This window comes from Allobosea sp. 05T439, from assembly GCF_056396005.1.
In genome coordinates this window covers 20217-43413 of the sequence record NZ_JBFTKP010000046.1, presented here as the reverse complement: position 1 = coordinate 43413, position 23197 = coordinate 20217, and the positions used below count along the sequence as shown (strand labels likewise).

Sequence of the window (23197 nt, the reverse complement as noted above, 5' to 3'; positions counted from 1 at the left end):
CCCCTAGATTGACCTGTCGGCTCTGGATCTGATGGCATGGTGTGGCGGTCTTCGTACTGACCACGGACAGAAGCATGATCCTGGCGACGAGATATCGTTCAGAGGGACTTGACGATCAAAGGCCCATTACAGAAGCCCTTACAGAAGCTCTGCGAGGTGGTCCGATTACAAGGCTTGTGAACAATGTCGGGGCGGTCTTCCCGAGTAGCGTCGAAACCCAGACGCTGGCCGAGTTGGATATGGCAGTTTCACTGAATTTACGTTGTGCTCTTCAGTGCCTTCAAGCGGTCTTGCCAGGCATGAAGGATGCTGGATTTGGTCGGATCGTGAACATCTCTTCGCGTGCGGCCCTTGGTAAGGAGCTTCGGAGTGCATACGCCGCAACCAAGGCTGGTCTGATGGGTATGGCTAAAGTCTGGGCTCTCGAACTGGGGTGTCACCGGATCACCGCTAATAGTGTCGGGCCTGGTCCCATTCGTACAGAGCTGTTCGAGCGCGCCAATCCGAGAGAAAGTCCTGCAACGCAAGCGATTATCGATAGCATCCCGGTTGGTCGAATGGGCGAACCGGAGGACGTGGCCCATTCGGTAGCATACCTCCTTGATCAGCGAAGCGGCTTTGTCACCGGACAGACACTCTATGTATGTGGGGGAATGACGGTTGGCGCCGCGGGTGCATGAGTGTGTCGATCGGCAACGTAATCCGCTCGGCGTCCTTATAAGGTGATCGAAGAGACGAACTGCCCCGCCCACTTGCGTAGGGGGCGTTCGGTATTGCAATCCTTCCGGTCTCAATCCGTCAGTCGGATCGATTTCTCACGGCAAAGATCGATGCCCTCATTGTCGCTCTCGACCTCGTCGCTGAACTTGGCGAGGACGGAGTAGTTGCAACCCGCCGGCTTGTTGAGCTTGAGCGCAATGCTCTTACCGGCGGCGAGCGGCTTGGAGAGCTTCGCAATAAGCCGCGGCTTATMACCMGGGGTAGTGATTTCCAGGGAGACGACCGGCACGAGGCGGGCATTCGTGACTTTGACTTGCGCGGGCGGCTTGGCGGATTGCGCAGTGGCTGGATTAGTCGCGAGGCAAATGGATACAGTGAAGCCGATTAAGCCGGCCGAGATAACGGGCTGACATCTCATGTTGTATGGTTCCCCCCTTGCGAGCCTGATGCTGCTCGCATCTAATTTCCGGCTATAATGGGCAGGAAAGCGGCTGCTGTCCTCCCGAACAGCAACCTTCTCCCGCAGAGCGGCGTTCCCCCCGAGATTATTATTAGCCCCGTGCTTTTTCTCGGCTGCAGGTACAATCACACACGCTGTTGCGGGACGACAGCTATACTTTATATGGCCCACCATTAATCTGCCACATTGTGATCCGCAACTTCCCCGGGTGTCGTTTCAAGTACTGTTAATGTTTCTCACTGTGTAAGCTTTCATTTACCGCTGTGAAACATCCTCGACGAGGTTCGATCAGTCAAACGGTCGCCCGCCTGCCGATTGCTAATGGAGCCCCTGCCATTAATTCAGGAAGAATGAGGATGCAGCCAAACGTGCCGACCTCTCGGCCACATAACCCGATTACTGAAATGTTCAACCGGTTGAAGCGCGAAGAGGCCGTTTTGCCTCTCGTCGGCACTTCGGACTCACCGAATGTTACGGCTCAAATGCCGCCTCCTACCCATCTTGGAAGAAATCAGACGGCATTCGTTGATCGGCCAATGAATAAAGACGCGATTTTATAAGCATCTGGCGGTTTGTAAGGCCACGTTATTCACGAGGTAGCCTCTTCCCGCGGACCGGTATTTCCATCAATGCCACGCGCATTTGATTGCCAACTTCGCCCCGTGGGAAGCAACCCTCGGGCCGATTTTACGGGTAGCAATCTAGATAGGAGTGTTGCGGCGGAGTCAGTCCGGAACTGGTCGGGATCGGTTACGGCTGCGGCACTGCCGTGGCCGTGATCACGCCGAGGCCAGGGATGGCGGCGAGCCTGCGACTAGTTTCGCTCTCGGCATGCCAGGCGGTGAGCTGTTGGTCGAGGACTGCAATCTCGCCGCTGCTGATCGTCACGATCTGGCGGATCAATATCTCCAGAGCGGATCGAGCATAGGATGGCAGCGCATCCTTGTCGGCAAGCGCCTGCTCGGCGAGCCTCGCAAGATGGGCGATACCGGGGTTGGCGACGAGGCCCAGCTCCGCCAGATGCCCGCGCACGGCATTGGCCAACATGGTGCGCTGGCGCACGAGCAGGGATCGGGCGCGATGAGTCATGAGCACACTCTGTTGCTCCACCGTCTTGCCCGGCACAAACCGCATCGTCGGACGGTGGACGGCTTCGCAGATCGCTTCGGCGTCGAGCGCATCGCTCTTGCCGCGCTTGATGTAGGCCTTCACGTAGGACGGAGGAATCAGCCGCACTTTGTGGCCCATGTTGGCGAGCGTGCGTGCCCAGTGATGCGCCGTTCCGCAGGCCTCCACGCCGATCAGGCAAGGAGGCAGCTTCGAGAAGAGGGGCAGCATCTGCTTGCGGTGTAGCCGCTTGACCAGAATCGTACGTGAGGTTGGCCCGCTTGTACCGCGCAAGTTCTGAGGAGTGACGAACGCCGCCCTCCCGAGATCCGGCGACGCTCGGTGCTTCAACTTGGCAATATCCTAAGGTGCACGTTTATCGCTTCGCTAACTGGTTCTACGCCTTTTGTCTCATGCCGACCTTGCTGCTACCTCGCGAGCGAGTAACAATAGGGGGCGCGGCGACACCTCCACGCGGCGTTCCCCTCCACTCGGCCGCCAACGGGCGGCCTCTTTTTGATCAGGTGGGAACAGTAGAGCCTACAGCATAGTTGGCGGACTTTCCTGCGCTTCGAGGAACTCGGTCCGAGTTCTGCCCCTGCCGGCTCCCCTCGCTGACGATCTTGTCCTCAGCCCTGATCGCACGAACTGGCGATCTTTGGGCGGTTAGCGGATGAAGGCGCTCTGCTTGGGCCGAATGGCTATCCCAGGTTCCGTTCAATTGCGGATCGGGCGGCCTGGAAGGTTGCTACTGCTTCCGGCACCGCTCCTTGCTGCTGTTCAAGAATGAGAAGGGCAATTTCGTAAATCTCCCTGACGTCGGCTGCTTCCAATAGGCCTTTCTGCACCAGGCAGCGCAGTAGGCCGGCCATTGTTGCTGAGGAGACCAGATCTGCTGCGGCGACGCCATTCAATGAGGCAACGGACATCGGGGGCTCATTGTGCTTCTGTATGCGCAGGTTCCGGCACGGTGTAGCCGTCCGCTGCGTACGAAGTTATTTTGTTTCGCAGCGTGCGGATGGCGATGCCGAGTAGCGAGGTGGCGTGGGTGCGGTTGCCGCCGGTTTCCCGGAGCGTGGCTAGGATCAGTTGGCGTTCGACAAAGGCTACTGGCAGGCCGACGAACTGATCTACGACGGGTCGCTCACCATCGAGCAGTTGCATGGTCACGGTCCTTTTCGAGCCCCCCAACTCTTCTGGACCCCTTAGAATGGCGCCCGCCGTGGTTAAGAAGCGGTAAATCGATATTGTGAGTGGGCTCGGGACAACGTTGGGTTCGGCGCTCTCCGCCCTCTGCGCGCCCGCAGGGCGCAAGTCTAATCGCTAACTGCATCAACTTACTTGGGCAGTGACGACTTCACCCGACTTGGGATTGCACTGACTTGCGCCCTCTGTTCCGTGGAATAAATAAGCGCTATGCCGGAAGGCTCACTATCGAAGCACAGAACCTGACCCTTGCGCCGGGTGAAGTCGCCGGGCTGCCTATTCACGGGAGCCACGATTTTGTTGCGAGCACAGTGCGCGACACCGATGTCGGCATGTTCGCGGACGTGATTGAAAAGGCTTTCGATCCGTTCTTCACGACGAAACCGATCGGCTAGGGAACGGGCCTAGCTGTCTTGGCTTCGCCGGCATCGGCAGCGCGGCGAGCGCAGGATTCACGACCGCAGACCAGCCCCGCATCACTGTCCGCATGCAACGCCCGTGCAGCGCGTCGCCGCGATCGAATCGCTGAGGGCAAACCCGCATATCGACCTGTTGATCTCCGATGTCGGACTTCCCGGGATGAACGGTCGTCAGCTTGCAGAGATTGCGCAAGGCCAGATGCCGGATCTCAAGGGGCTATTCATCACCGGCTATGCAGCCAATGCGGTCAACCGCAACCGACTTTCTGGCTGACCCGCATGGATATGATCACCAAGCCCTTCGGCCTGGAAAAGCTCGGACGGAAGATCGGCGAAATGCTGGCGAGAAACTAGCGAAATGCCGATCCAGGTCAGAGGACTTCTCTGGATGTACGCCGTGCATTTCGCAGTGACGATTAGATTTGCGCACCAATGCCGGGATMCGTGCGCGCAATGCGCGGTGTGGATGTGTTCTGCGTCTAGACGCCCCTTCGATAGCGGCTCATCGGCTACTTGGCTGCGGTGTAGCTCGATTGATGGTTTTAGATGAGCGTTCCCGGGCCGAGATGCTGGCCCCGGCTCCAACTCGTCCGTTCGCGCTCAGCGCAACAGCGATCGAGAACCTGGGAGCAGGTTCGTGATCACCGGCCAAGTAGGCGGCGTTCAAGCAAAGCCTGCATGTCGCGGCGGCCGTCAGCGATGACGAAGATGACGACTTTGCTGCCAATTACGCGGTAGATTAGGCGATACGGATCGAGCAGAATCTGCCGGAATTCCCGAACACCTAACGCCTCAAGTTCCTTGGGGAAGCTGCCCCGTTCCGGGTAACGCTCCAGTGTGGAGATCCTTTCAATGAACGCATCGAGCAAGCACTCAGCCGCTTCCATTGAACGGTGTTCAGCCAGGTAGTAGTGAATGGCTTCGAGATCATCCTCCGCGCCTTGCGTCAGCTCGACCTCAAAGAGGCCCTCCTTCATCGACGATCCGCCGCTTTTCCGCGCAGTCTTTCGACGACAGCGCGAGCCGGCTTGGTCTTGCCTGCATCGACATCCTGATTGCCGATGGCAAGCAGCTTCAACAGCGCGAGCGTCTCTTGCGTCTGTTCAAAGGAGGCAACGTCCTGGAGCACCGCCCTGGCCTCGCCATTCTGCGTGATCACCAGAGGCTCTCGCCTTTCGGTGAGGTTGAGGAGGATGTCGGCTGCGTTGGCCTTCAGATAGCTGATCGGTTTGACTTGGGCAGAATACCGCAAAGGAGCCTCCCGGACTAAATTCGGTTCGAATATAGTCCGGACGTTAGCGCCGTGCAACTGTGGCGTAGCGGCTGGTGCCTTCCGGTGTTCGCGATGGTCCAGTCAATCGTCAGCGTCGGCACGGAGCCCACCAGCAGCAGTGATCATCGCGGCGTTGTCACGTTAACTGCCGGCGTGCGCAAAGAGGTGCATTCGGCCTGGTGAAAGGCTCACGCGGTGACGCCGGCCACGGCTAACATCATGGTTTGAGCTCCCGTTTCGAGTGCGGTCGAGGCTGCAACCCATGCGCCGGCCGGTTGGTTCCGGCCTGCTTCCTGCCTTGTCCCATGACGCTTCGGTCGCCGCGCGCAGGCCTCTTAAGGGATGGTCAGGTGCACGGTCCGCCCCGAAGCAGCAGCCGAACTTAGGGCTGGATCAAACTGTTCCTGTTCGAAGGAACACATCGTGCTCGCGAGCCGTTGTCGTCGAGATGAACTTGCGCGCCCGCGCCCCCCCACGCCCAGAACCATGCGCCCAAGGAGATCGCCGTGACACTCCGCACGCTCGCTCCCGACGAAAAAATCGAGATTTCCCTCGGCCTGAATGGCCGGCCCGTTCACATMGAGGTCGATGCTGCAACGACCTTGCTCGATCTCCTGCGCAACCATCTCGCGCTGACCGGGACCAAGAAGGGCTGCGATCACGGTCAATGCGGCGCGTGCACGGTGCTGATCGATGGCGAGCGAATGAATTCGTGCCTGAAGCTCGCGGTGATGCTGGACGGCAGCGCTATCACCACGATCGAGGGCTTGGCAGAGGATGGCGCGTTGCATCCCATGCAGCGCGCCTTCATCGAGCGCGATGCATTCCAGTGCGGCTATTGCACGCCGGGACAGATCTGCTCGGCCGTGGCGCTCGTCGCCGAAGGCCGCGCCCATAGCCGCGACGAGATCCGCGAGCTGATGAGCGGGAATATCTGCCGCTGTGGCGCCTATCCGAACATCGTCGACGCCATCGAGGACGTCATCGCCCAGCAGACAGGGCACATGCGGGAGGCCGCAGAATGAACCGCTTCTCCTATCTCCAGGCCGAGAGCCTCGAAGGCGCGCTCGCCGCGCTGGCAGCCGACCCCGGCGCCAGGCTGATTGCCGGCGGCACGAATCTGCTCGATCTGATGAAATATGATGTTGAGCAGCCGGACCGCCTGATCGACATCACCCGCCTCGGGGATCTCGATACGATCGCCGAGACCGCGGACGGCGGCATCCTGATGGGGGCGCTCGTCTCGAATACGACGATCGCCTATCACCCGTTGGTCGCCGGGACTTTCCCGCTGCTGTCGAGCGCGATCTTGGCGGGCGCGACGCCACAACTTCGTAACGCCGCGACGGCCGGCGGCAATCTCAACCAGCGCACTCGCTGCCATTATTTTTACGATGCCGCATTGCCCTGCAACAAGCGCGAACCTGGCAGCGGCTGCCCGGCGATCAAGGGCGTGAACCGCAATCATGCCATTCTCGGCGCGAGCACCGACTGCATCGCAACCCATCCCTCCGACATGTGCGTCGCGCTTGCCGCACTCTCGGCGAGCGTCCATGTCGCCGGGCCGCAGGGCACCCGGACGATCGCGATGGCGGATTATCATCGGCTGCCGAACGGTTCACCGGATCGCGACACGACGCTCGGCGCGGGCGAGATCGTCACCGGCATCGAGTTGCCCGCCGAGGCGCAACGTTTTGCCGAGCACCACAGCTATCTCAAGCTGCGCGACCGGCTCTCTTATGCCTTCGCGTTGGTTTCCGTCGCGGCCTGTCTGGAAATGGGCAGTGGCGGTGCGATCCGCGATGCGCGGCTGGCACTTGGCGGCGTTGCTCACAAGCCTTGGCGTCGGCCGCAGGCAGAAGAGGTGCTGATTGGCCGTAAGCCCGACGATGCGAGCTTCGCCGCGGCGGCGGACGTTCTGCTGGAAGGAGCACAGGGCCGCGAGCACAATGCCTTCAAGATCGAGCTCGCGCGCCGCGCCATCATTCGCGCACTGACCCAAGCCGCAGCCGGGACGCCGCAATCGCAATCCGACAAGCGCATCGCCTGAGGGAGCACGGCCATGATCAGCAACGATCCCCATGTCGGCTCGCCGCGGAGCCGGGTCGACGGCGTAGCCAAGGTCACCGGCCGCGCGACCTATGCAGCCGAGTTCGTTGCTCCGGACCTGCTTCATGGCTGCATCGTCGGCAGCGCGATTCCGCGCGGCAAGATCCGCGATTTCGATCTCACGGCGGCGCTTGCAGTGCCGGGTGTCGTGACGATCTTCACCCATGAGAACCGCGCTCACACCGCCTGGTTCGACAGCAGCTACCGGGACCAGGTCGCCCCGCCCGGCAAGCCGCTCCGCCCGCTCCACGACGCCACCATCCAGCACAGCGACCAGCCGATAGCCTTGGTCGTCGCGTCGAGCTTCGAGGCCGCCCGTGACGCGGCCTCCCTGGTCGGCGTGTCCTATGAACGAGAACCGCACGAGACCGATCTCGAGCGCGCCCGCCAGGACAGCTATGAGCCGCCGAAGAAGCGCGCGGGCATCGCGCGGCCGCCCGATCCGAAAGGCGACGCGGAAACTGCCTTCGCAGACGCCCCGATCAAGGTCAGCGCCGAGTACCGCGTCCCGACCGAGCACCATAATCCGATGGAACTGCACGGGACGACGGTGGTCTGGGAGGGCGACGGCAAGATCACCGTCCACGACAAGACGCAGGGCGCGCTCAACACGCAAGGCTATGTTACGTCGGTCTTCGGCCTGGCAACCGAGGATGTCCGCGTGGTTTGTCCCTTCGTCGGTGGCGCCTTTGGCTCCGCGCTGCGGCCGCACCACCAATTGTTCCTCGCGGTGATGGCGTCGCTMGCACTCGAGCGATCCGTGCGCGTGGAGATGACCCGGGCCCAGATGTTCAGCCATGCGCATCGTCCGCAGACGATCAATTCTGTCGCGATCGGTGCCGATGCCGAAGGGCATATCCGTTCGCTCCAGCACCATGCGGTCGCCGCGACCTCCGGCTACGAGGATTATCAGGAGAACGTCGTCAACTGGTCGGGCATGCTCTATCACAGCGAGACGTCGCTGCTCGCCTACGAACTCGCCAAGCTCGACATCCCGACGCCCGGCGACATGCGGGCGCCCGGTGCGCCGACAGGCCTGTTCGCGCTGGAAAGTGCCATGGACGAACTGTCCTTTGCCACCGGCATCGACCCGATCGAACTCAGGCTCAGGAACTACACCACGCGGGACGAGAACGACGACAAGCCCCTGACCTCCAAGGAGCTGCGCGCCTGCTATGCCGAAGGCGCCGCCCGCTTCGGCTGGCACAGGCGCAAGCCGGCGCCGCGCTCGATGACAAACGGCAAGGAGTTGGTGGGCTGGGGCATGGCCAGCGGCGTCTGGGAAGCGATGATGATGAAATCCTCCGCCCGCGCGACGCTGACGCGCGACGGCAGGCTCGAGATCGCCTGCGCCACATCCGATATCGGAACGGGCACCTACACGATCCTCAGCCAGATCGGGGCCGATGCACTGGGGCTCGATCTCGACGCGGTGACCGTGAAACTCGGCGATTCATCGCTCCCACCAGCCCCGATCCAGGGGGGCTCCTGGACGGCGGCTTCCTCGGGGAGCGCGGTGATGCTGGCCTGCCGAAGGCTGTGCGAGACCCTGCTGAAACACGCAAAGTCCATCGAAGGATCGCCTCTGTCCGGCGCCAGGATCGATGACGTCGTCTTCAATGACGGGTTCGTTCGGTTGCGCCAGGAGCAATCGAGCGCCGTCTCATTCGTCGATGCCCTGAGTGCGGCGCAGGTTGAGCGGATCGAGGCCGAGGAAACAGCCAGTCCTGGCCTGATCGCGCCGCTGCGCCGCGCTTCCTACACCCATTCGGCCGTCTTCGCCGAGGTCCATGTCGACGAGCAACTCAATATCGTGCGCGTGACCCGGGTGGTTAGCGCCATCGCGGCCGGGCGCATCCTCAACCCCAAGACGGCGCGCAGCCAGATCATCGGCGGCGTGGTCTGGGGCATCGGCATGGCCCTGCACGAGGAGACGCTGACCGACCATCGCTTCGGCCGGTTCATGAACAGGAACCTCGGCGAGTATCATGTACCAGCCAATGCCGACATCGGTGGGATCGAGGTCCTCTTTGTCGAGGAGCATGACGACCAGATCAATCCGATCGGCGTGAAGGGGCTGGGCGAGATCGGCGTCGTCGGCACGGCGGCGGCCATCGCCAACGCCATTCATCACGCGACGGGCAAACGCATCCGCAGCCTGCCGATCACCGTCGACAAGCTGCTTGCGGCGTGAGGAGCAGCATAGTTGGCGTCGCGAGAGGCCGATCTCGGCAGATATTGCGCGCCATTGGAAACGCGAGGCCGCGCTTCACCCTCCCTCCCGGAGGGCAAACCGTTGGAGGGGCAAACTTACCGCCCGCTCTCATCCTCCGAAGCATCTATTGCAGCGCGCCCTTGCGCGGAGAGATGAGCGACCGGCAAATGCCAACCACGTCTGATCGCCATGAAACGAAGGCCGAAGCACACGGCAGCTCCAGCCAGCGCTGAAACGCCATAGGAAACGCCGAGCACATGGCCGATAACAACGAAGGACGCGGCGGTCAGCGCTGCGACGGCGTACAAATCGGAACGCAATACCTGCGGAATCTCCGCAAGCAGAACATCGCGCGTCATGCCTCCGCCGATTCCGGTCAGCATGCCCAGAAGCGCTGACATCACCGGGTTTAGTCCGAACTCGATCGCCTTCTGTGCACCGACCACCGCGAAAAACGAAAGGCCTACCGCGTCGAACAGGAGGACGGGGCTACGCAGCTTGCCGACGCCGGCATACCAGAAGAAGGTGATGAGCCCGGCCAGGACTGAGACCAGCAGGTACCGCCAATCCGTCAGAGCGGCAGGCGGGATGGCGCCGATCAGGACGTCGCGAGTGATCCCGCCAAAATTCCCCGTCACGAACGATAGGACGAGGATACCGAAAATGTCGAGGCGGCGATTGACTGCGGCAACCGCCCCGCTGATCGCGAAAACGAAGGTGCCGCCCAGGTCGAGAAGTCGCACAAGGGTTTCGATGGCGATCATGACGGGTCCGCCTGCGAAAAATCCTACCGCATCGGGACGAAAGCACCGAACAGCCTTCAAATAAGACTGATCTGCGATGCAATCGGGTAGAACAGTTCATTTTTTGTTCGGGCCGAGCCAGGCGAGCGCTCCGACGACCAGTGCCTCGACGCCTGTTGCCAGCGTGGGATGGAGGACGGGCGCGAATTGCGGACTGTGATTGACCGGAAGTTCGTTCAGCTTGCCGGCCGCCTTAGCCTCTGCATAGACCTTGGGATCGTTGCCACCCACGAACCAGAACACCGAAGGCACCTGCCACGCGGTGCCGAAGCAGCCGAAATCCTCGCTCGCCGGGGCGGGGCCGGTGTGCTTGACCCGGTTCGGCGAAAAATGGCCGCGAAACGCTGCGGCGATGCGGTTGCTGGCGGCTTCGTCGTTGACGTTTAAAGGGTAGCGGTCGAGCGGCGTGATTTCCGGTTTGCGCGGCGCCCCGGAGGCTTCGGCCTCGGCATTGACGATCCGCTCGATGGCGGCGAGCACATGCTTGCGCACGCCTTCGTCGAACGTACGCACATTGAGCTTGATGACGGCGTCGTCGGGGATGACGTTTTCCTTGGTTCCTGCCTGTAGCACGCCGACAGTGACCACTGCCGCGTCGTTGGCGGCAACCTCGCGGGACACGATGGTCTGGAGACGCAGCACGACGGAGGCCGCCATGATGACGGGATCGATGCTGGCCTGCGGCATCGACCCGTGCGCGCCGCGCCCGAACAGGCGGATTTGCAGGCTGTCCGCAGCGGAGGTTATCGGCCCGGCACTGCCGGCGACCGAGCCGGAGGGTCCGACCATGACGTGCTGGCCCAGCACGACATCGGGCTGCGGAAAGCGCTTCAGCAGACCATCGTCGATCATGGCCTGGGCGCCTTGCGCGGTTTCCTCGCCCGGCTGGAAGACGGCCATCAGGGTGCCCTTCCAGGCATCGCGCGCCTGTGACAGCAATGTCGCCGCACCGACCAGCCAGGCGACATGCATGTCATGTCCGCACATATGGCTCACGGGGACGGTGCTTCCCTCGGGGTCCGTCGCAGTAACCTTGCTGGCGTAAGCAAGGCCGGTATCCTCTGCGATCGGCAGCGCATCCATGTCAGCGCGCAGCATGACCGTCGGCCCCTCGCCGTTGCGAAGCAATCCGACCACGCCCGTCTTACCCACGCCAGTCGTTACCTCGAAGCCGGCTTTCCTGAGCTTGTCGGCGGCGAGACCCGCAGTTCGCATCTCCCGCATCGACAATTCCGGGTGGGCGTGGACGTCCTTATAGAGCGCCTCGATATCGGGCAGCAGCTTGTCCAGATCCGTCAAGACGACGGATGCGCTTCCGGAAGAGGTGTGCTCAGCCATGATGATCTCCTCCTATATTTCCGACGGGGGCAATGGGGTCGCAGCGATGCGTAGATCGGCATGGCCATGGGCCTGTCGCGCAACGCGGTCCATCCACATATCGAGGCGGCGAAATCCAAGATCGACGCGAATTCTCGTGCGCAACTCCTGCGCGGCGTGATGGCGGGCATCCTGAGATCGAGCCCTTGGCTTTAGCCAGCGCTTGCCTTTTCAGAGCTGAGTTCGGACCTCGGAACGCCGCGTGGCCCGTCAATCCCCCTCGCTCGTAGCGAATGGCTCCCTTCAGAGCACTTTCACCATCAAAGACCACGCCACCGAGTGTCGGGCGCGAGCGATGCCGACGTAGAGGTTTGGGGCGGATGCTTCGACATGCGAAAAATCACCCGGTGGACGAACTATCGATCCCAGTGGTCCGAGCTGACGATGCGCGGCAGGGTCTCGAACTGGTGGAACGGCGGAGGCGAGGACAGGGTCCATTCCAGCGTCGTTGCACCTTCGCCCCACGGATTGTCTCCGGCGAGCTGCTTTTTCGTGAAAGCGATGATCACGCCGTAGAAGAAGATGAGCAGGCCGGCAGCGAAGATGTAGGAGCCGATCGACGACCAGAAATGCCAGCCGGCGAAGGCATCCGGATAGTCCACATAGTGACGCGGCATGCCGGCGAGACCAAGGAAGTGCTGCGGGAAGAACAGCAGGTTGGCGCCGAAGAAGGCGACCCAGAAGTGCAGCCTGCCGATCCAGTCGGGGATGATATAGCCCGACATCTTCGGGAACCAGTAGTAGAAGCCGGCGAACAGGCCGAATACGGCGCCGAGCGACAGCACGTAGTGGAAATGGGCCACGACGTAATAGGTCGCATGCAGCGAGCGGTCGATGCCCGCATTGGCCAGCACCACGCCGGTCACGCCGCCGACGGTGAACAGGAAGATGAAGCCGATGGCCCAGAGCATCGGCGCGGTGAAGCGCAGGCTGCCGCCCCACATCGTCGCGATCCAGGAGAAGATCTTGATGCCGGTCGGCACGGCGATCACCATCGTGGCGAAGACGAAGTAGCGCTGCGTGTTGAGCGAGAGGCCGACTGTAAACATGTGGTGCGCCCACACGATGAAGCCGACGACGCCGATCGCCACCATCGCATAAGCCATGCCGAGATAGCCGAAGATCGGCTTCTTCGAGAAGGTCGAGATGATGTGGCTGACGATGCCGAAGGCCGGCAGGATCATAATGTACACTTCGGGGTGACCGAAGAACCAGAACAGGTGCTGGTAGAGCACCGGGTCGCCACCACCGGCCGGATCAAAGAAGGTGGTGCCAAAATTGCGATCGGTCAGGAGCATCGTGATGGCCCCGGCCAGGACGGGCAACGCCAATAGCAGCAGGAAGGCAGTGACCAGCACGCCCCAGGCGAACAGCGGCATCTTGTGCATGGTCATGCCAGGCGCGCGCATGTTCAGGATAGTGGTGATGAAATTGATCGCGCCCAGAATGGAAGATGCGCCCGCGAGGTGCAGCGCGAGAATGCCGAAATCGACCGAGGGACCGGGGTGGCCCGCCGTCGAGAAGGGCGGGTAGATAGTCCAGCCGGTGCCGACGCCATGGGCGCCAGGCGCGCCTTCGACGAACAACGAAATGGTCAGCAGGATGAATGCGGCCACGACGAGCCAGAACGAGATATTGTTCAGCCGTGGAAAGGCCATGTCGGGCGCGCCAATCATCAACGGCACGAACCAGTTGCCGAAGCCACCGATCAGTGCCGGCATGACCATGAAGAAGATCATGATCAGGCCGTGGCCGGTGACGAAGACGTTGTAGCTCTGGCCGTTGGCGAAGATCTGCAGGCCGGGCTGCTGAAGCTCGATACGCATCATAATCGACAGGAACCCGCCGACGAGTCCCGCCATGATCGAGAAGATCAGGTAGAGCGTCCCAATGTCCTTGTGATTGGTGGACAGTAGCCAGCGTCGCCATCCTGTCGGATTGGCATGAGCTTCCCCGTGTTCGCGAGCGTCGACAGTTGGGAATTGGGMGTTCGGGGCGGTTCCCATGGGTTCGCCTCCCATTAGGACAGTTTCGAACTTTCATTTCCAATGGTCAAGGCCTGAGCCACGCCTGGCGGGGCCGCCATCAGCAAAACGCACAGTCGCGTTCAAGGTGAACCAACTATCGTGGCTTTGAACTGGGGCGCATCGGGGCGGCGCCGTGGACGAGCAACTCATCCGTGGCATTCGCCTCGCCGCCCACTCAATGGATAACCCGAGGGCGCAACTATGCGGCGAGAGGCCGGCGCGTATCCACCGCTGCGTTACATTAAAGATGGTCATTTCAGTGACTGAACGAATACGTACAGCCACCAAATCCCATAACCCAGAAGCATAAGCACCGCGACCATGACCAGAAACAAAACTAGCGCGATTGAGCCCCCTTGAACGCGGGGTGAAAACCCATCCAAGGCGTCAGTTGTTTTGGTTTTTCCAGCGCCGATCGGCTGCTGAGTCCGCTTGCTTGTCGTCATTTCTACCTCCCAGGGGACGTGCATCAGCGTCCATTGGGCTGACTATTAGAACGGTCGCTTTCGGCAATAGCGTCATATGAATACTGCTGCTGGGTCAGCTCACCCGTCCCGAGGCACGTTCCTGCGCGCCGTGGAACGGAGAGCTTCGGCACCAATAGCCAGACGCGCTATCGAAAGAACGCGAGCAGGATGATGATCGGCAGGGGAATGCCCAACATCCAAAGAAGAATACCGCGGCCCATTGTTCGTCCTCCAATTTGTMGAGGCAGAACCCGCCACTGAAAGGAGTGTTCCCGGCCCTATAGGTTCCGGCTGGAACTCTTTTGCTTCGCCATCTGTTCACCCCTCGTCACGTGTGTGACGGAGCATCGGAGGGTCTAATGAACGGCGTCATCTACATCGTCGGCCTTATCGTGGTCGTGTTGGCCATACTTTCATTTCTCGGTCTTCGGTAAGGCATGTTTCCGATGGCAAGTCTGCCACCTTGGAACGGGCACTCTTCAGACGCGTTCTGTGAGAGCCGGATCCGTCGCTTAGCCGGTAACGAACATGACCCGTTATTTCTTCGACAGCACGGATGGCGACTTCGTCGATATCGACGAGGACGGAATTGAACTTTCCAGCGACGAAGAGGCGCGGCGATCAGCGTTGGACGCCTTGCCGGATATGACACGCGCGGTGATGCCAAACGGCGACTGCCGATTGTTCACCGTTAGCGTCCGCAGGGAAGAAGGTGGCGTCATTTACCGGGCGAGCATGGAACTTTTGGGCGAGCGATCCGAAAACTGGAGCACAAAGGAGGTCGATATGGCGAATGCAGATCCAAACAAGGCGGCAGGTCAGCCCGGGAGGACAAGTGATAGCCGCCCACGACCGGGCACAGGCATACCGAAAGACGATCGCGGAACGCCGGCGGCGGATGCGAGCGTCGCTTCGCCAGCAAAGGGCGAGCCAAAACCCTCCAGCTCGCCGAGCGCACTCGACCCTGGGCGGCCGGTTAAGAAAACCTGATCAGCGGGGCCGCTAGGAACGCCTCGGCGTGCGCCGGTTTAAGCTGGGATGAATGAACCCTTCCGACGGCCGCAGATGTTGCCAAGTTATCGGCGCATGGGGATCGAGTTGATCGCTTGCGGTGCCGTCAAGCTTCGAGCCTGTCACGCTCGATGACGAGCTCGATGACCACGCCCAACGTGTCCCAAACTCTGCTGACCCGGCCAAGTTGACTTGCCGTCGCTTTGACCAAGCGGCTCCCGAAGCCTTCGCCTCCCGATCTCCGCGGAGATGGACCACCGCGCTCGCGCCAGACGATCACGAACTCGGACAGTCGCTCTGAGCATGTAATCTCGACCATGCCGTCCATCGTCGAAAGACTGCCGTATTTCGCGGCGTTGGTCGCGAATTCATGGAGCAGCAGCGAGAGCGATGTCACCAAGGTGGAAGGGATTGGAATGTCAGCACCGCGAACCTCGCAGCGCGACCGTTCACCCGCACGATAGGGTGCGAGTATGGCTGCAATCAGCGGGTGCAACGTGGTTGCGGCCGGTTCGCTTCCCGCAGCTACGGACGACATAGTCAAAGCGTGCGCGCGCGACAGGGTGGCGAGACGCTCGCTAACCGTTGAAGCGAGCTCGGCCGGGGTATTGGCTGAACGCGCCGTGAGATTGACGATTCCGCTCGTGAGCGCGAAGACGTTCTTGACGCGGTGGTTCATCTCGTGAAGCAGCAACTGTTGCTGTTCCTGCGCCCGTTGCCGCTCCGAGATATCCCGGGCAATCTTCGAGGCCCCCACGATTTCGCCTCTGGCGTCCCTGATGGGCGAGACGGTCAGCGAGATCGCTACAGGCGTTCCGTCCTTGCGGCGGCGGATGGTTTCGTAGTGCTCGATGTGCTCCCCGGCGCGAATGCGCTCCAGAATCGTTGGCTCCTCGCCCCGACGGTCTTCCGGAATGAGCAGCATGACGGGCTGACCCAACATCTCCTCTCGCCGATACCCGAAAAGGCGCTCGGCGCCCGGATTCCAGTCGGTGATGAGACCGTTCAGATCCTTTGCGATGATCGCGTCATCGGACGATTCGACGAGCGCAGTCAGCCGGCGGGCCGAGGCGTCCCCGGCATGACGTTCGAGGGCAAAGCCGAGCTGGCGTGCGACGAGCAGCGCGAGGTCGCGCTCGTGATCGGTGAAGACCCGCGGAGTGTCATAATAGACCATGAACTTGCCTGCCAGTTCGTCGGCTCCGGCGAGCGGGATGAAGGCCAAGGCATGGATGCCCTCGCCGATAATGGTTTCGATGAGTTGTCTCGGCTCCTTGCTGAGGGCGACGTCCGAGAGGAAGATCGGGTCGGTTTCGCGCTCATGGCGCTTCCAGGGCGAGTGGCCGTCTACAGCGGCGCGGTATCCATCCGAGAGGCCGCGCCAAGCGACGAAACGCATTGTTCCCCCATCATCGAAGCGAAGGATCGACGCCCGCGAGCACATGAGGGTTTCACAAATGGCGTCAAGCGCACACTCGTAGATCTCGACGACGGTGCGGGCTCGAAACAGGCGATCGGTGAAGCGGAAGAGTGTGGTCTGCTCCCGAACCTGGCGCGCCAGATCGTTCGCAGCGTCGGTGGTCCTGCTGCGGACCGTAACCGTCGCCTGACGATCGGTGCTTTGCTCCATGGGCACCCTCATGAACAGCCGAGATCTCGCACAACGAGGAATCCCCTCTGGCGACCGGGGCATTCGAGCACCGATCCCGGCTCATCGCAATGTCATTTGGTCATAATCCGTTCTTCGTTTGAGCAGGGGTTCGTGCGCGCCGCCAGCGCAGTAAGGCGTCTGCGCCAACGACCGCACCTGTGCAAAGATCAACCTTGGGCTGATACTGAAATCCGAACTCGTCGTTCGCCAGCGTTGCATTTCGTTCGTCAGGCGAATGCGATTGCGACTCTGAATTTCGTCCTCGGCCCTGAACTCGCACGCCTAGCGGGATGGAGAGGATTTCGAGCGCCGGAGGGCGGCTCCGGCCCGACCGAGCACCAACCTGGTGTCGAAGCCGGCCTCGGCGATCACGAAGCCGGTGGCAAACCGAATGGTGATCGTCGCTCCMGAAACGACGAAGGTCGCCGACAACGCAGAGATCAACCTCTTGATGATTTCAGGGCCTTCATCGGAGCTCGCGAGCGGCTTTACCAGCGCAAATTCATTCGAGTCGATGCGTCCCACGACGCCGACGCCGGTGGTGCCAATGCGCTCGGCGATTTGGACGAGAACCTGGTCGCCGACGTCGAAGCCATAGCCGGAGTTGATGTCATGAAAGCCCGCGACATCCAGCTTTGCGATCAGCATAGGACCTTTGCCCGTGGCAGCGAGGCCCGCCACAGAATTCACGCAGTATCGCTCCATGGGTCCTCGTGTCCGGGACCTGGCCGGGCTCAGCCCTTTTGCGGCGGGGACCGCATCGCCATATCCAGGCAAACAACGCAGGGCGGTTCCACCAATGCTGGACGTTACACCTCGCTTCGTCCTCAACGAGGACGACTTCGATTCGTCCACGCTTCCGCTCTCACCAGCAAGCGATGGCGCGCTGCTCGATGCTTATTCGCTTGCCGTCACCGACGTGGTGGAGCGGGTGGGCCCGGCCGTCGTCAGGCTTAATGTCCGCAGGCACGGGCGCCCCTCCGGCTCCGGCTCGGGCGTGATCCTGTCGCCGGACGGGCTCATTCTCACCAACAGCCATGTCGTGCAAGGCTCGGCGCGGGTCGGGGTGCAGATGCCAGACGGGCGGCATTTCGATGCGCGTCTGATCGGCGATGACCCGGATACCGATCTGGCGCTCGTCCATGCCGAACCGCCCGTGAGCCTGCCKACGGGCCGTCTCGGTGACAGCGGGCTGCTGAAGCGAGGACAGATCGCCGTCGCCATCGGCAACCCGCTCGGGTTCGAGGCGACGGTGACGGTCGGCGTGATCTCGGCGCTCGGCCGCTCGCTGCGCGCCAAGAACGGCCGGCTGATCGACGATGTGATCCAGACCGATGCTGCGCTCAATCCGGGCAATTCGGGCGGCGCGCTGGTGTCATCGCGGGGCGAGGTCATCGGCATCAACAGCGCCATGATCATGGGCGCGCAAGGCATCAGCTTCGCGGTGGCGTCGAACACGGCGAGCTTCGTGATGGGCGGCCTCATCCGCCACGGTCGGGTCCGCCGGGCCTCGATCGGCATCGCGGCGCACCCGGCCGTGATCGCCCGTCGCATCCAGGTTGCGGCTGACGTGGATCAGGCGGCGGGCGTCATGGTCGACTCCGTGGAGGGCGGAGGCGCGGCTGATGTGGCCGGCATACGGGCAGGAGACATCATTGTGGCGGTCGACGGCACCCGTGTCTCCGGTGCCGACGATCTCGTGCGCCTGCTGGCCGAGGACAAGATCGGCCGGCCCACCGCCTTCGGACTGCTGCGCAATGGCCGCAGGCAGGTCATTGAGGTCACCCCACGCGAGAGGCGGGGGACATGAAGGCTGTTCCCCTGATGCTTCAGCCGCATGGGCTCACGCAGCAAAACGGATGGACGCGAACTCATTGAAGTCGTTGACGAAGCCGTGCTCGTTCGCGAGGCCCCTTTCATCTCAGGAGACACGGGAGGCTCACATGGGACCCTCAGAGGCAGTTGCTTCCGGCCAGGATCTTGCGCTGCGCATGAATGCAGCGTTCCCGCGCCGCGATTGGGTTGCTCTCCTGGCGGAACGGTCGCGAGAGAGTCGTGAGTTCGTCGAATGGCATCTTCAGGAAGACATCGCACCTCCGGAGACGCTGTTGCGCGCAGCATCAGGCCTGCTCGACGAGAATGCCGCCAGCGACAACTCACAAGTGGATTCCCCGACATGACGTTCAGAAACCACGAGGAGTATGAGGCTGCCGTACAGCGCGCCGCCGCGTTGAGCGATGCGCCCGAAGGATCTCCGCAGGCGGCCGAGTTCCGTCAGCTCACCGCTGAGATCCGCCGCTGGAATGAGGCGGACGAGGACGAGAACAGTCACGGGCCGGCCCCGCCCCACAGCTTGCTCACGCCGGACGATCTTCCCTTTTCGGGGCTGCCGGGCAATCTCGGGAAGCTCAGGAAGGACTGAGCCGTTCTCAGTCAAATGATCGGATGACCGCCGGTCGCAGCGATGGTGGCACCCGAGACGTGGCTCGAACGCGGATTGGCCAGCGATATCCCGTCATTTCGGCAAGCCCGCGCGCCTGCTCAACGATGCCGAGGTACAGGGTTTGCCGAGTGAGGCCGGGCCATCGAGCGCGCGCCTCACTCCTTTCAGTCGGCAAGCCTAGCCTGCCCAACCCGATTGGGGCTCGATGTCAGACGTACTAGTCGAGTTCGTCGACTTTCGTGGTTCCAGATGCGCCAGCAGCACCAGTGGCTTTCTTTCCAGCCTTGGCTCCAGCGCTGCCATGCCCGCTGCCGCCTGCCTTGATGCGTGGGGCCACGACCTCAGCGTCGACATCGGCATTTCCGCTGGCTGAGGGCGCGGGACCGCCGATTTTGCCCTGTGCCTTGCCGCGTGTCTGGGTATCGACCGAGACGCCCTGCGCCAGAGCAGGCCCTGCAAGTGCGGCAGACATCGCAAGCACAATCGCGGACAATTTCACGCCATTCATCGGCTTCTCCTAGTCTGAATGCGCGACGGTATCGGTATTGGTGCGCCGCTCGCCTGGAACAATTGGACCGCCGCGCCAGGTCGGTACGAACGACGCAGGCCCATGCAAACGGCGCAGCATGACCATTGTTCGGATTTTCTGGGGTGATTTCGCGAGTCCGGTGCCGTATTGCGGCCCCGCATGTGGCAGTGATGAATCCCTGGCCCACAGGGGCGGGCGCTTCAAATATGTCGCCGTTCGGATAGGCTCATTGGTCGAATGACCTGCGACGTCGCATAGCCAGGATGCGACCACACGGCGATCAGCTCGCCCGTTTTGCAACGATGGTCAGCATGCCGTCTTCACCGAGCTGGGCAACGACCACGTCCCGTGATGTGAAGCCCTTCGCCGCGAGCGCCGATTTCAGCTCCGGCTCATTCTCTATGGCCGCTTGCAATTGCTGGATCTCGTCAGCCGAACGGTTTGTCAGTACCTGGTTGACCTGCACCTGGGCCTCAGCCGGAAGCGCAGCGAGATCGACGACGCTCACCGATTTGATAGTTGTTCGGCCCGAGCCCTGTTGCGGTGATGCAGACGGAGGTGTGGGCTGTGATAGACCCTGCGCATTCGCGCCGCCTGCCAGAATGAATGTAACGCCGACCACAGTTGTTATGATCTTTCGCAGCGGATTTCCTTCCATGAGCTGTGGATAGGCGTCCAATTCCATAACGCGAATGCGGTCAGGGGCTGAAGCTGATCTGGTCATTTAGTGACCATATAGTGGCAGGGCTGCGTGATCGGCCTCCCAAACTAGGTGCGATCACGCGCCGATCGACGCGATCGTCAGCAGGATTTCCTCATCGATCTTGAGGCGGGAAAGCGGTCATGCCAGCTCGGCGGTAGCCTTCTCGTCGACGAGGCGCTCGGTTTTTGCCTCACTGAGCTCGCGGCCGAGCCTGAGTTGCGGACCGGGCCGCGGAGTCCAAGCTTGGCGCGCCAAAGTCATGCCTCCGCGGCGCGTTCGTCGCGCGCAGCCTACCAGATGGAGACCGGACGCCAGCACCTATCGACATCCCTGGAACAAGTGCCCAAGCGCCCGGTTTGATTGTGCATATATGGCAACTGTTTCAGGGAGATATCGATGAAACGGACGATCATCGCGGCGGTGTTTTGCGGGGCGACGATCCTGGCAGCTCAGGCGCAAACGCCGACGACTGCACCTACTCCTTCGCCAAATGCTCCAGCCGAAGCGAACGCGCCGCTGCCCGGTGCCAACAGCTTCACGGAAGGCCAGGCGAAGAGCCGGCTCGAGACCAACGGCTACACCGCAGTGTCCGAACTCAAGAAGGACGACAACGGTGTCTGGAAGGGCAGGGCGACGCACGACGGCCAGCCGGTCAACGTAAGCGACGATTACCGCGGCAACATTACGCGCAACTGAGGATCTCGCAGATGACCCAGACCATCACGCGTTCGTACGATACCTATCAGCAGGCTGAATCCGTGGTGCGAAAGCTGAAGGACGCCGGCGTTGCCGATTCCGATATCAGCCTTGTCGGCCGTCACGCCGATGCCGATGAAAGCCACGCGGGCGAGGGAGCAGGAATCGGCAGCTTGATCGGCGGTGCAGCCGGGCTGCTGGCGGGTCTCGGCCTGATTGCGATCCCCGGCATCGGCCCTGTGGTGGCCGCTGGCTGGCTTGCGGCTACCGCCGCGGGAGCCGCGACGGGCGCCGTCGCGGGGGGGCTTGTGGGCGCCCTGACGAGTTCGGGCGTCGATGAAAATGACGCCCACTACTTTGCAGAGACGGTGAGGCGAGGTGGCAGCGTCGTGGCTGTTCGGGCAACCGACGAACAGGCGCCTACGGTCGTGGCAATCATGGACGGCGCGACACCCATCAACACAATCGACCGCCGTGCTGCTTATGAGAGGGAGGGGTGGACAGAATTCGATCCCGAAGCTCCGCCGTATGTGCGGCCCTCGATTTAACTGACCAGGGGGCCCCGGCAGCGATGGGGCCTCCTTCCAGCAACTTTGCATGCGGCTGGTGGTCTAGGAGTTTGCCCAACAGCCTGCCACCCCGCGCCGCTATCTCGATCGATCAACTTCCCAGCGGTGGGCGCAATGCGACGAATTGTACGCGCCGAGGGGATCGGGACCTTGGCGACGGCGCCACGGATGAAAATGCATGGCCCAGTATTTTTTCGACATCGAGATCAACACCGAACTGGTCGTAGACGACGAAGGAATAGACCTTGAAGATCACGTCGCCGCGCGTCTTTCGGCGCTTTCAAGTCTCGGCGACATTATCGCCGAGCATATCCAGACCAGTGACGGTCTGAGAGTGGATATGAGAATCMGCTACGCCGATGGAACCCCCATTTTTGCAGCGACGCTGACGCTCAATAGCCAGTGGCTAACGCCAGTTCCCCCGTCTCAACTTCGGCAGACGGTGCCCCGCAAGACGGAACCGTGAGATAGGCATCATCTGAAGTGGTTGCCTGCGGGAAACTGCGGCCTCCAACCGGGCGCCACAATCAGGATGCCGAGGCGGCGCCAAGCACATGCCGAGATGACCCGAACACTCACGCGGCCATGAGCTTGTCGATTATTGGCAGCCGCGCGCATTTTCCTGTCGCGTGAAAGATCGCGTTGGCTTCGGCGGCAGCGGCGCCAACGATGCGTATTCCTCCGGCACCCGATCGGGCTGACTTTATCGTCATGCACCTCGACAAAGATCACCTCGATGCCGTCGATATCGCTTCGAAGTGACGTGATATTCGCCGAGATTGCCGTTTATGAACCGACCATAGCGATGGCGGTCAGGGTTTCCTCGTGAGGGGCATTCCGATACCCCACCACGCCGCCGATGATCTGGCTTCGCGCCGTCTTTCGGTTCAGGATCCGGCCTGCGGCAACGGCGCTTACCACCCCATCCGGGGTCGACAAGGTCCATGCGGTGATCGGCCATCTGAACGCCATCTGAAAGGCGTAGCAGGAAGCCGACCAGACCGTCCGTCGTTGGAACAAACCCCAAGGCAGTTCGTTGCCACCACGCGAAATTCTTTGTTGGCCCCGGAAGGAGAAATCCGATGACACCTGTGCATGGGCGGACTGACCCTTGTAGTTTCCGTTAAGGTCTATACCGAGATGTGGCTAACCTTCACCGCGCCGCGCGACGAGAGCGCGGATGTTGTCGTACCTCTCGCTGCGATTAGAGCCTCGCGAGGGGATGGTGAATGCCGGAGCTTCAGGTGTGCCGCCGCGATCGCCAGGCTGATATTGCCGATGAACCGCGGGCCGATGACGTTCCCCATGCCTCTTCGGTCAGATCGAGCGGGTGTGCGCCACACACCCCGCGCTCGATAGCCAGGCCGCCAGCGAGACGCGACTGAGTGCGCTGGCCGCGGAGAGACCGGCCG

The 23197-nt window shown here is 61.8% G+C and carries 27 protein-coding genes and 2 pseudogenes; 14 read left to right on the top strand and 15 right to left on the bottom strand.

What is annotated here, in order from left to right:
- Positions 1 to 74: 74 nt before the first annotated feature.
- The gene (locus AC1DIO_RS30770) at positions 75 to 680 is read left to right on the top strand and encodes an SDR family oxidoreductase (RefSeq protein ID WP_476854576.1); all 606 of its coding nucleotides are present in this window, start codon (positions 75 to 77) and stop codon (positions 678 to 680) included.
- 110 nt (positions 681 to 790) lie between these two features.
- On the opposite strand, the gene AC1DIO_RS30765 is transcribed toward AC1DIO_RS30770, so the two are convergent.
- The 4 genes and pseudogenes from AC1DIO_RS30765 to AC1DIO_RS30750 all read right to left on the bottom strand — a co-directional run bounded on the left by AC1DIO_RS30765 (position 791) and on the right by AC1DIO_RS30750 (position 3451).
- On the bottom strand, positions 791 to 1138 hold the full coding sequence (locus AC1DIO_RS30765; protein ID WP_476854575.1) for a hypothetical protein: 348 nt from the start codon (positions 1136 to 1138) through the stop codon (positions 791 to 793).
- Between the two features lie 715 nt (positions 1139 to 1853).
- Positions 1854 to 2560: pseudogene (locus AC1DIO_RS30760) on the bottom strand (IS110 family RNA-guided transposase); the annotation flags it as partial.
- 428 nt (positions 2561 to 2988) lie between these two features.
- Positions 2989 to 3216, bottom strand: a complete 228-nt coding sequence (locus AC1DIO_RS30755) for a hypothetical protein (RefSeq protein WP_476835833.1) — start codon at positions 3214 to 3216, stop codon at positions 2989 to 2991.
- Between the two features lie 7 nt (positions 3217 to 3223).
- On the bottom strand, positions 3224 to 3451 hold the full coding sequence (locus AC1DIO_RS30750) for a helix-turn-helix domain-containing protein (RefSeq protein WP_441509148.1): 228 nt from the start codon (positions 3449 to 3451) through the stop codon (positions 3224 to 3226).
- A gap of 218 nt (positions 3452 to 3669) precedes the next feature.
- Here AC1DIO_RS30750 and AC1DIO_RS30745 point away from each other — a divergent pair, with 218 nt between their 5' ends.
- Together AC1DIO_RS30745 and AC1DIO_RS30740 are read left to right on the top strand one after the other, a co-directional pair.
- Positions 3670 to 3888 (top strand): ATP-binding protein, encoded by a 219-nt coding sequence (locus AC1DIO_RS30745; RefSeq protein WP_476854574.1) that lies wholly within the window; start codon positions 3670 to 3672, stop codon positions 3886 to 3888.
- Between the two features lie 103 nt (positions 3889 to 3991).
- Positions 3992 to 4186: a response regulator gene (locus AC1DIO_RS30740; RefSeq protein WP_441509212.1), complete on the top strand. Its 195-nt coding sequence runs from the start codon at positions 3992 to 3994 to the stop codon at positions 4184 to 4186.
- 367 nt (positions 4187 to 4553) lie between these two features.
- Here the strand turns inward: AC1DIO_RS30740 and AC1DIO_RS30735 are convergent, their stop codons facing one another.
- The gene (locus tag AC1DIO_RS30735; RefSeq protein WP_476770631.1) at positions 4554 to 4889 is read right to left on the bottom strand and encodes a type II toxin-antitoxin system RelE/ParE family toxin; all 336 of its coding nucleotides are present in this window, start codon (positions 4887 to 4889) and stop codon (positions 4554 to 4556) included.
- Positions 4886 to 5164: a type II toxin-antitoxin system Phd/YefM family antitoxin gene (locus AC1DIO_RS30730; RefSeq protein ID WP_441493749.1), complete on the bottom strand. Its 279-nt coding sequence runs from the start codon at positions 5162 to 5164 to the stop codon at positions 4886 to 4888. The genes AC1DIO_RS30735 and AC1DIO_RS30730 overlap by 4 nt, the downstream gene beginning before the upstream one ends.
- A 560-nt stretch (positions 5165 to 5724) precedes the next feature.
- Here AC1DIO_RS30730 and AC1DIO_RS30725 point away from each other — a divergent pair.
- The 3 genes from AC1DIO_RS30725 to AC1DIO_RS30715 are packed head-to-tail and all read left to right on the top strand — an operon-like array spanning position 5725 to position 9488.
- A complete protein-coding gene (locus AC1DIO_RS30725; RefSeq protein ID WP_476770634.1) occupies positions 5725 to 6210 on the top strand; it encodes a (2Fe-2S)-binding protein in 486 nt (161 codons plus the stop codon).
- Complete coding sequence (locus tag AC1DIO_RS30720) at positions 6207 to 7235, top strand: FAD binding domain-containing protein (RefSeq protein WP_476770630.1); 1029 nt, start codon at positions 6207 to 6209, stop codon at positions 7233 to 7235. Before AC1DIO_RS30725 ends, AC1DIO_RS30720 begins: the two co-directional genes overlap by 4 nt.
- A gap of 12 nt (positions 7236 to 7247) precedes the next feature.
- Positions 7248 to 9488, top strand: a complete 2241-nt coding sequence (locus AC1DIO_RS30715; protein WP_476854573.1) for a xanthine dehydrogenase family protein molybdopterin-binding subunit — start codon at positions 7248 to 7250, stop codon at positions 9486 to 9488.
- A 116-nt stretch (positions 9489 to 9604) separates the two neighbouring features.
- Here the strand turns inward: AC1DIO_RS30715 and AC1DIO_RS30710 are convergent, their stop codons facing one another.
- Positions 9605 to 10270 (bottom strand): trimeric intracellular cation channel family protein, encoded by a 666-nt coding sequence (locus AC1DIO_RS30710; RefSeq protein ID WP_476770633.1) that lies wholly within the window; start codon positions 10268 to 10270, stop codon positions 9605 to 9607.
- On the opposite strand from AC1DIO_RS30710, the gene AC1DIO_RS30705 reads away from it, so the two are divergent.
- Positions 10187 to 10363 carry a hypothetical protein gene (locus tag AC1DIO_RS30705; RefSeq protein ID WP_476770632.1) on the top strand — a complete coding sequence of 59 codons (177 nt, stop codon included), beginning with the start codon at positions 10187 to 10189 and terminating at the stop codon, positions 10361 to 10363. The genes AC1DIO_RS30710 and AC1DIO_RS30705 overlap by 84 nt on opposite strands.
- Positions 10364 to 10369: 6 nt before the next feature.
- Here AC1DIO_RS30705 and AC1DIO_RS30700 read toward each other — a convergent pair whose 3' ends face one another.
- From AC1DIO_RS30700 to AC1DIO_RS30690, 3 genes are all read right to left on the bottom strand, one after another.
- Positions 10370 to 11650 carry a M20 family metallopeptidase gene (locus tag AC1DIO_RS30700; protein ID WP_476770628.1) on the bottom strand — a complete coding sequence of 427 codons (1281 nt, stop codon included), beginning with the start codon at positions 11648 to 11650 and terminating at the stop codon, positions 10370 to 10372.
- A gap of 395 nt (positions 11651 to 12045) precedes the next feature.
- On the bottom strand, positions 12046 to 13695 hold the full coding sequence (ctaD, locus tag AC1DIO_RS30695) for a cytochrome c oxidase subunit I (RefSeq protein WP_476854572.1): 1650 nt from the start codon (positions 13693 to 13695) through the stop codon (positions 12046 to 12048).
- A 272-nt stretch (positions 13696 to 13967) separates the two neighbouring features.
- Positions 13968 to 14162 (bottom strand): hypothetical protein, encoded by a 195-nt coding sequence (locus AC1DIO_RS30690; protein WP_476770626.1) that lies wholly within the window; start codon positions 14160 to 14162, stop codon positions 13968 to 13970.
- Positions 14163 to 14711: 549 nt separating this feature from the next.
- On the opposite strand from AC1DIO_RS30690, the gene AC1DIO_RS30685 reads away from it, so the two are divergent.
- Complete coding sequence (locus AC1DIO_RS30685; RefSeq protein ID WP_476770625.1) at positions 14712 to 15173, top strand: DUF6894 family protein; 462 nt, start codon at positions 14712 to 14714, stop codon at positions 15171 to 15173.
- Between the two features lie 127 nt (positions 15174 to 15300).
- Here the strand turns inward: AC1DIO_RS30685 and AC1DIO_RS30680 are convergent, their stop codons facing one another.
- Positions 15301 to 16824, bottom strand: coding sequence for a PAS domain S-box protein (locus tag AC1DIO_RS30680; protein ID WP_476770624.1), 1524 nt, complete (start codon positions 16822 to 16824; stop codon positions 15301 to 15303).
- Positions 16825 to 17127: 303 nt separating this feature from the next.
- Positions 17128 to 17550 carry a GGDEF domain-containing protein gene (locus AC1DIO_RS30675; protein WP_476854571.1) on the bottom strand — a complete coding sequence of 141 codons (423 nt, stop codon included), beginning with the start codon at positions 17548 to 17550 and terminating at the stop codon, positions 17128 to 17130.
- A gap of 94 nt (positions 17551 to 17644) precedes the next feature.
- Here AC1DIO_RS30675 and AC1DIO_RS30670 point away from each other — a divergent pair, with 94 nt between their 5' ends.
- The 3 genes from AC1DIO_RS30670 (at position 17645) to AC1DIO_RS30660 (ending at position 19267) form a co-directional block, all read left to right on the top strand.
- Complete coding sequence (locus tag AC1DIO_RS30670) at positions 17645 to 18655, top strand: S1C family serine protease (protein ID WP_441508577.1); 1011 nt, start codon at positions 17645 to 17647, stop codon at positions 18653 to 18655.
- Positions 18656 to 18836: 181 nt separating this feature from the next.
- Entirely contained in the window at positions 18837 to 19025 is a 189-nt protein-coding gene (locus tag AC1DIO_RS30665) for a hypothetical protein (protein WP_476832964.1), read from the top strand.
- A complete protein-coding gene (locus AC1DIO_RS30660; protein WP_476770620.1) occupies positions 19022 to 19267 on the top strand; it encodes a hypothetical protein in 246 nt (81 codons plus the stop codon). Before AC1DIO_RS30665 ends, AC1DIO_RS30660 begins: the two co-directional genes overlap by 4 nt.
- Positions 19268 to 19505: 238 nt before the next feature.
- On the opposite strand, the gene AC1DIO_RS30655 is transcribed toward AC1DIO_RS30660, so the two are convergent.
- Positions 19506 to 19796: a hypothetical protein gene (locus AC1DIO_RS30655; RefSeq protein ID WP_476770619.1), complete on the bottom strand. Its 291-nt coding sequence runs from the start codon at positions 19794 to 19796 to the stop codon at positions 19506 to 19508.
- Positions 19797 to 20097: 301 nt separating this feature from the next.
- Entirely contained in the window at positions 20098 to 20502 is a 405-nt protein-coding gene (locus AC1DIO_RS30650) for a hypothetical protein (protein WP_476854570.1), read from the bottom strand.
- A 414-nt stretch (positions 20503 to 20916) separates the two neighbouring features.
- On the opposite strand from AC1DIO_RS30650, the gene AC1DIO_RS30645 reads away from it, so the two are divergent.
- From AC1DIO_RS30645 to AC1DIO_RS30635, 3 genes are all read left to right on the top strand, one after another.
- Entirely contained in the window at positions 20917 to 21216 is a 300-nt protein-coding gene (locus tag AC1DIO_RS30645) for a PepSY domain-containing protein (RefSeq protein WP_476854569.1), read from the top strand.
- A gap of 11 nt (positions 21217 to 21227) precedes the next feature.
- Entirely contained in the window at positions 21228 to 21764 is a 537-nt protein-coding gene (locus tag AC1DIO_RS30640) for a hypothetical protein (protein ID WP_476770617.1), read from the top strand.
- Between the two features lie 199 nt (positions 21765 to 21963).
- Positions 21964 to 22251: a DUF6894 family protein gene (locus AC1DIO_RS30635; protein ID WP_476854568.1), complete on the top strand. Its 288-nt coding sequence runs from the start codon at positions 21964 to 21966 to the stop codon at positions 22249 to 22251.
- Between the two features lie 109 nt (positions 22252 to 22360).
- Here AC1DIO_RS30635 and AC1DIO_RS30630 read toward each other — a convergent pair.
- A pseudogene (locus tag AC1DIO_RS30630) lies at positions 22361 to 22706 on the bottom strand (xanthine dehydrogenase family protein molybdopterin-binding subunit); the annotation flags it as partial.
- Between the last annotated feature and the right edge of the window lie 491 nt (positions 22707 to 23197).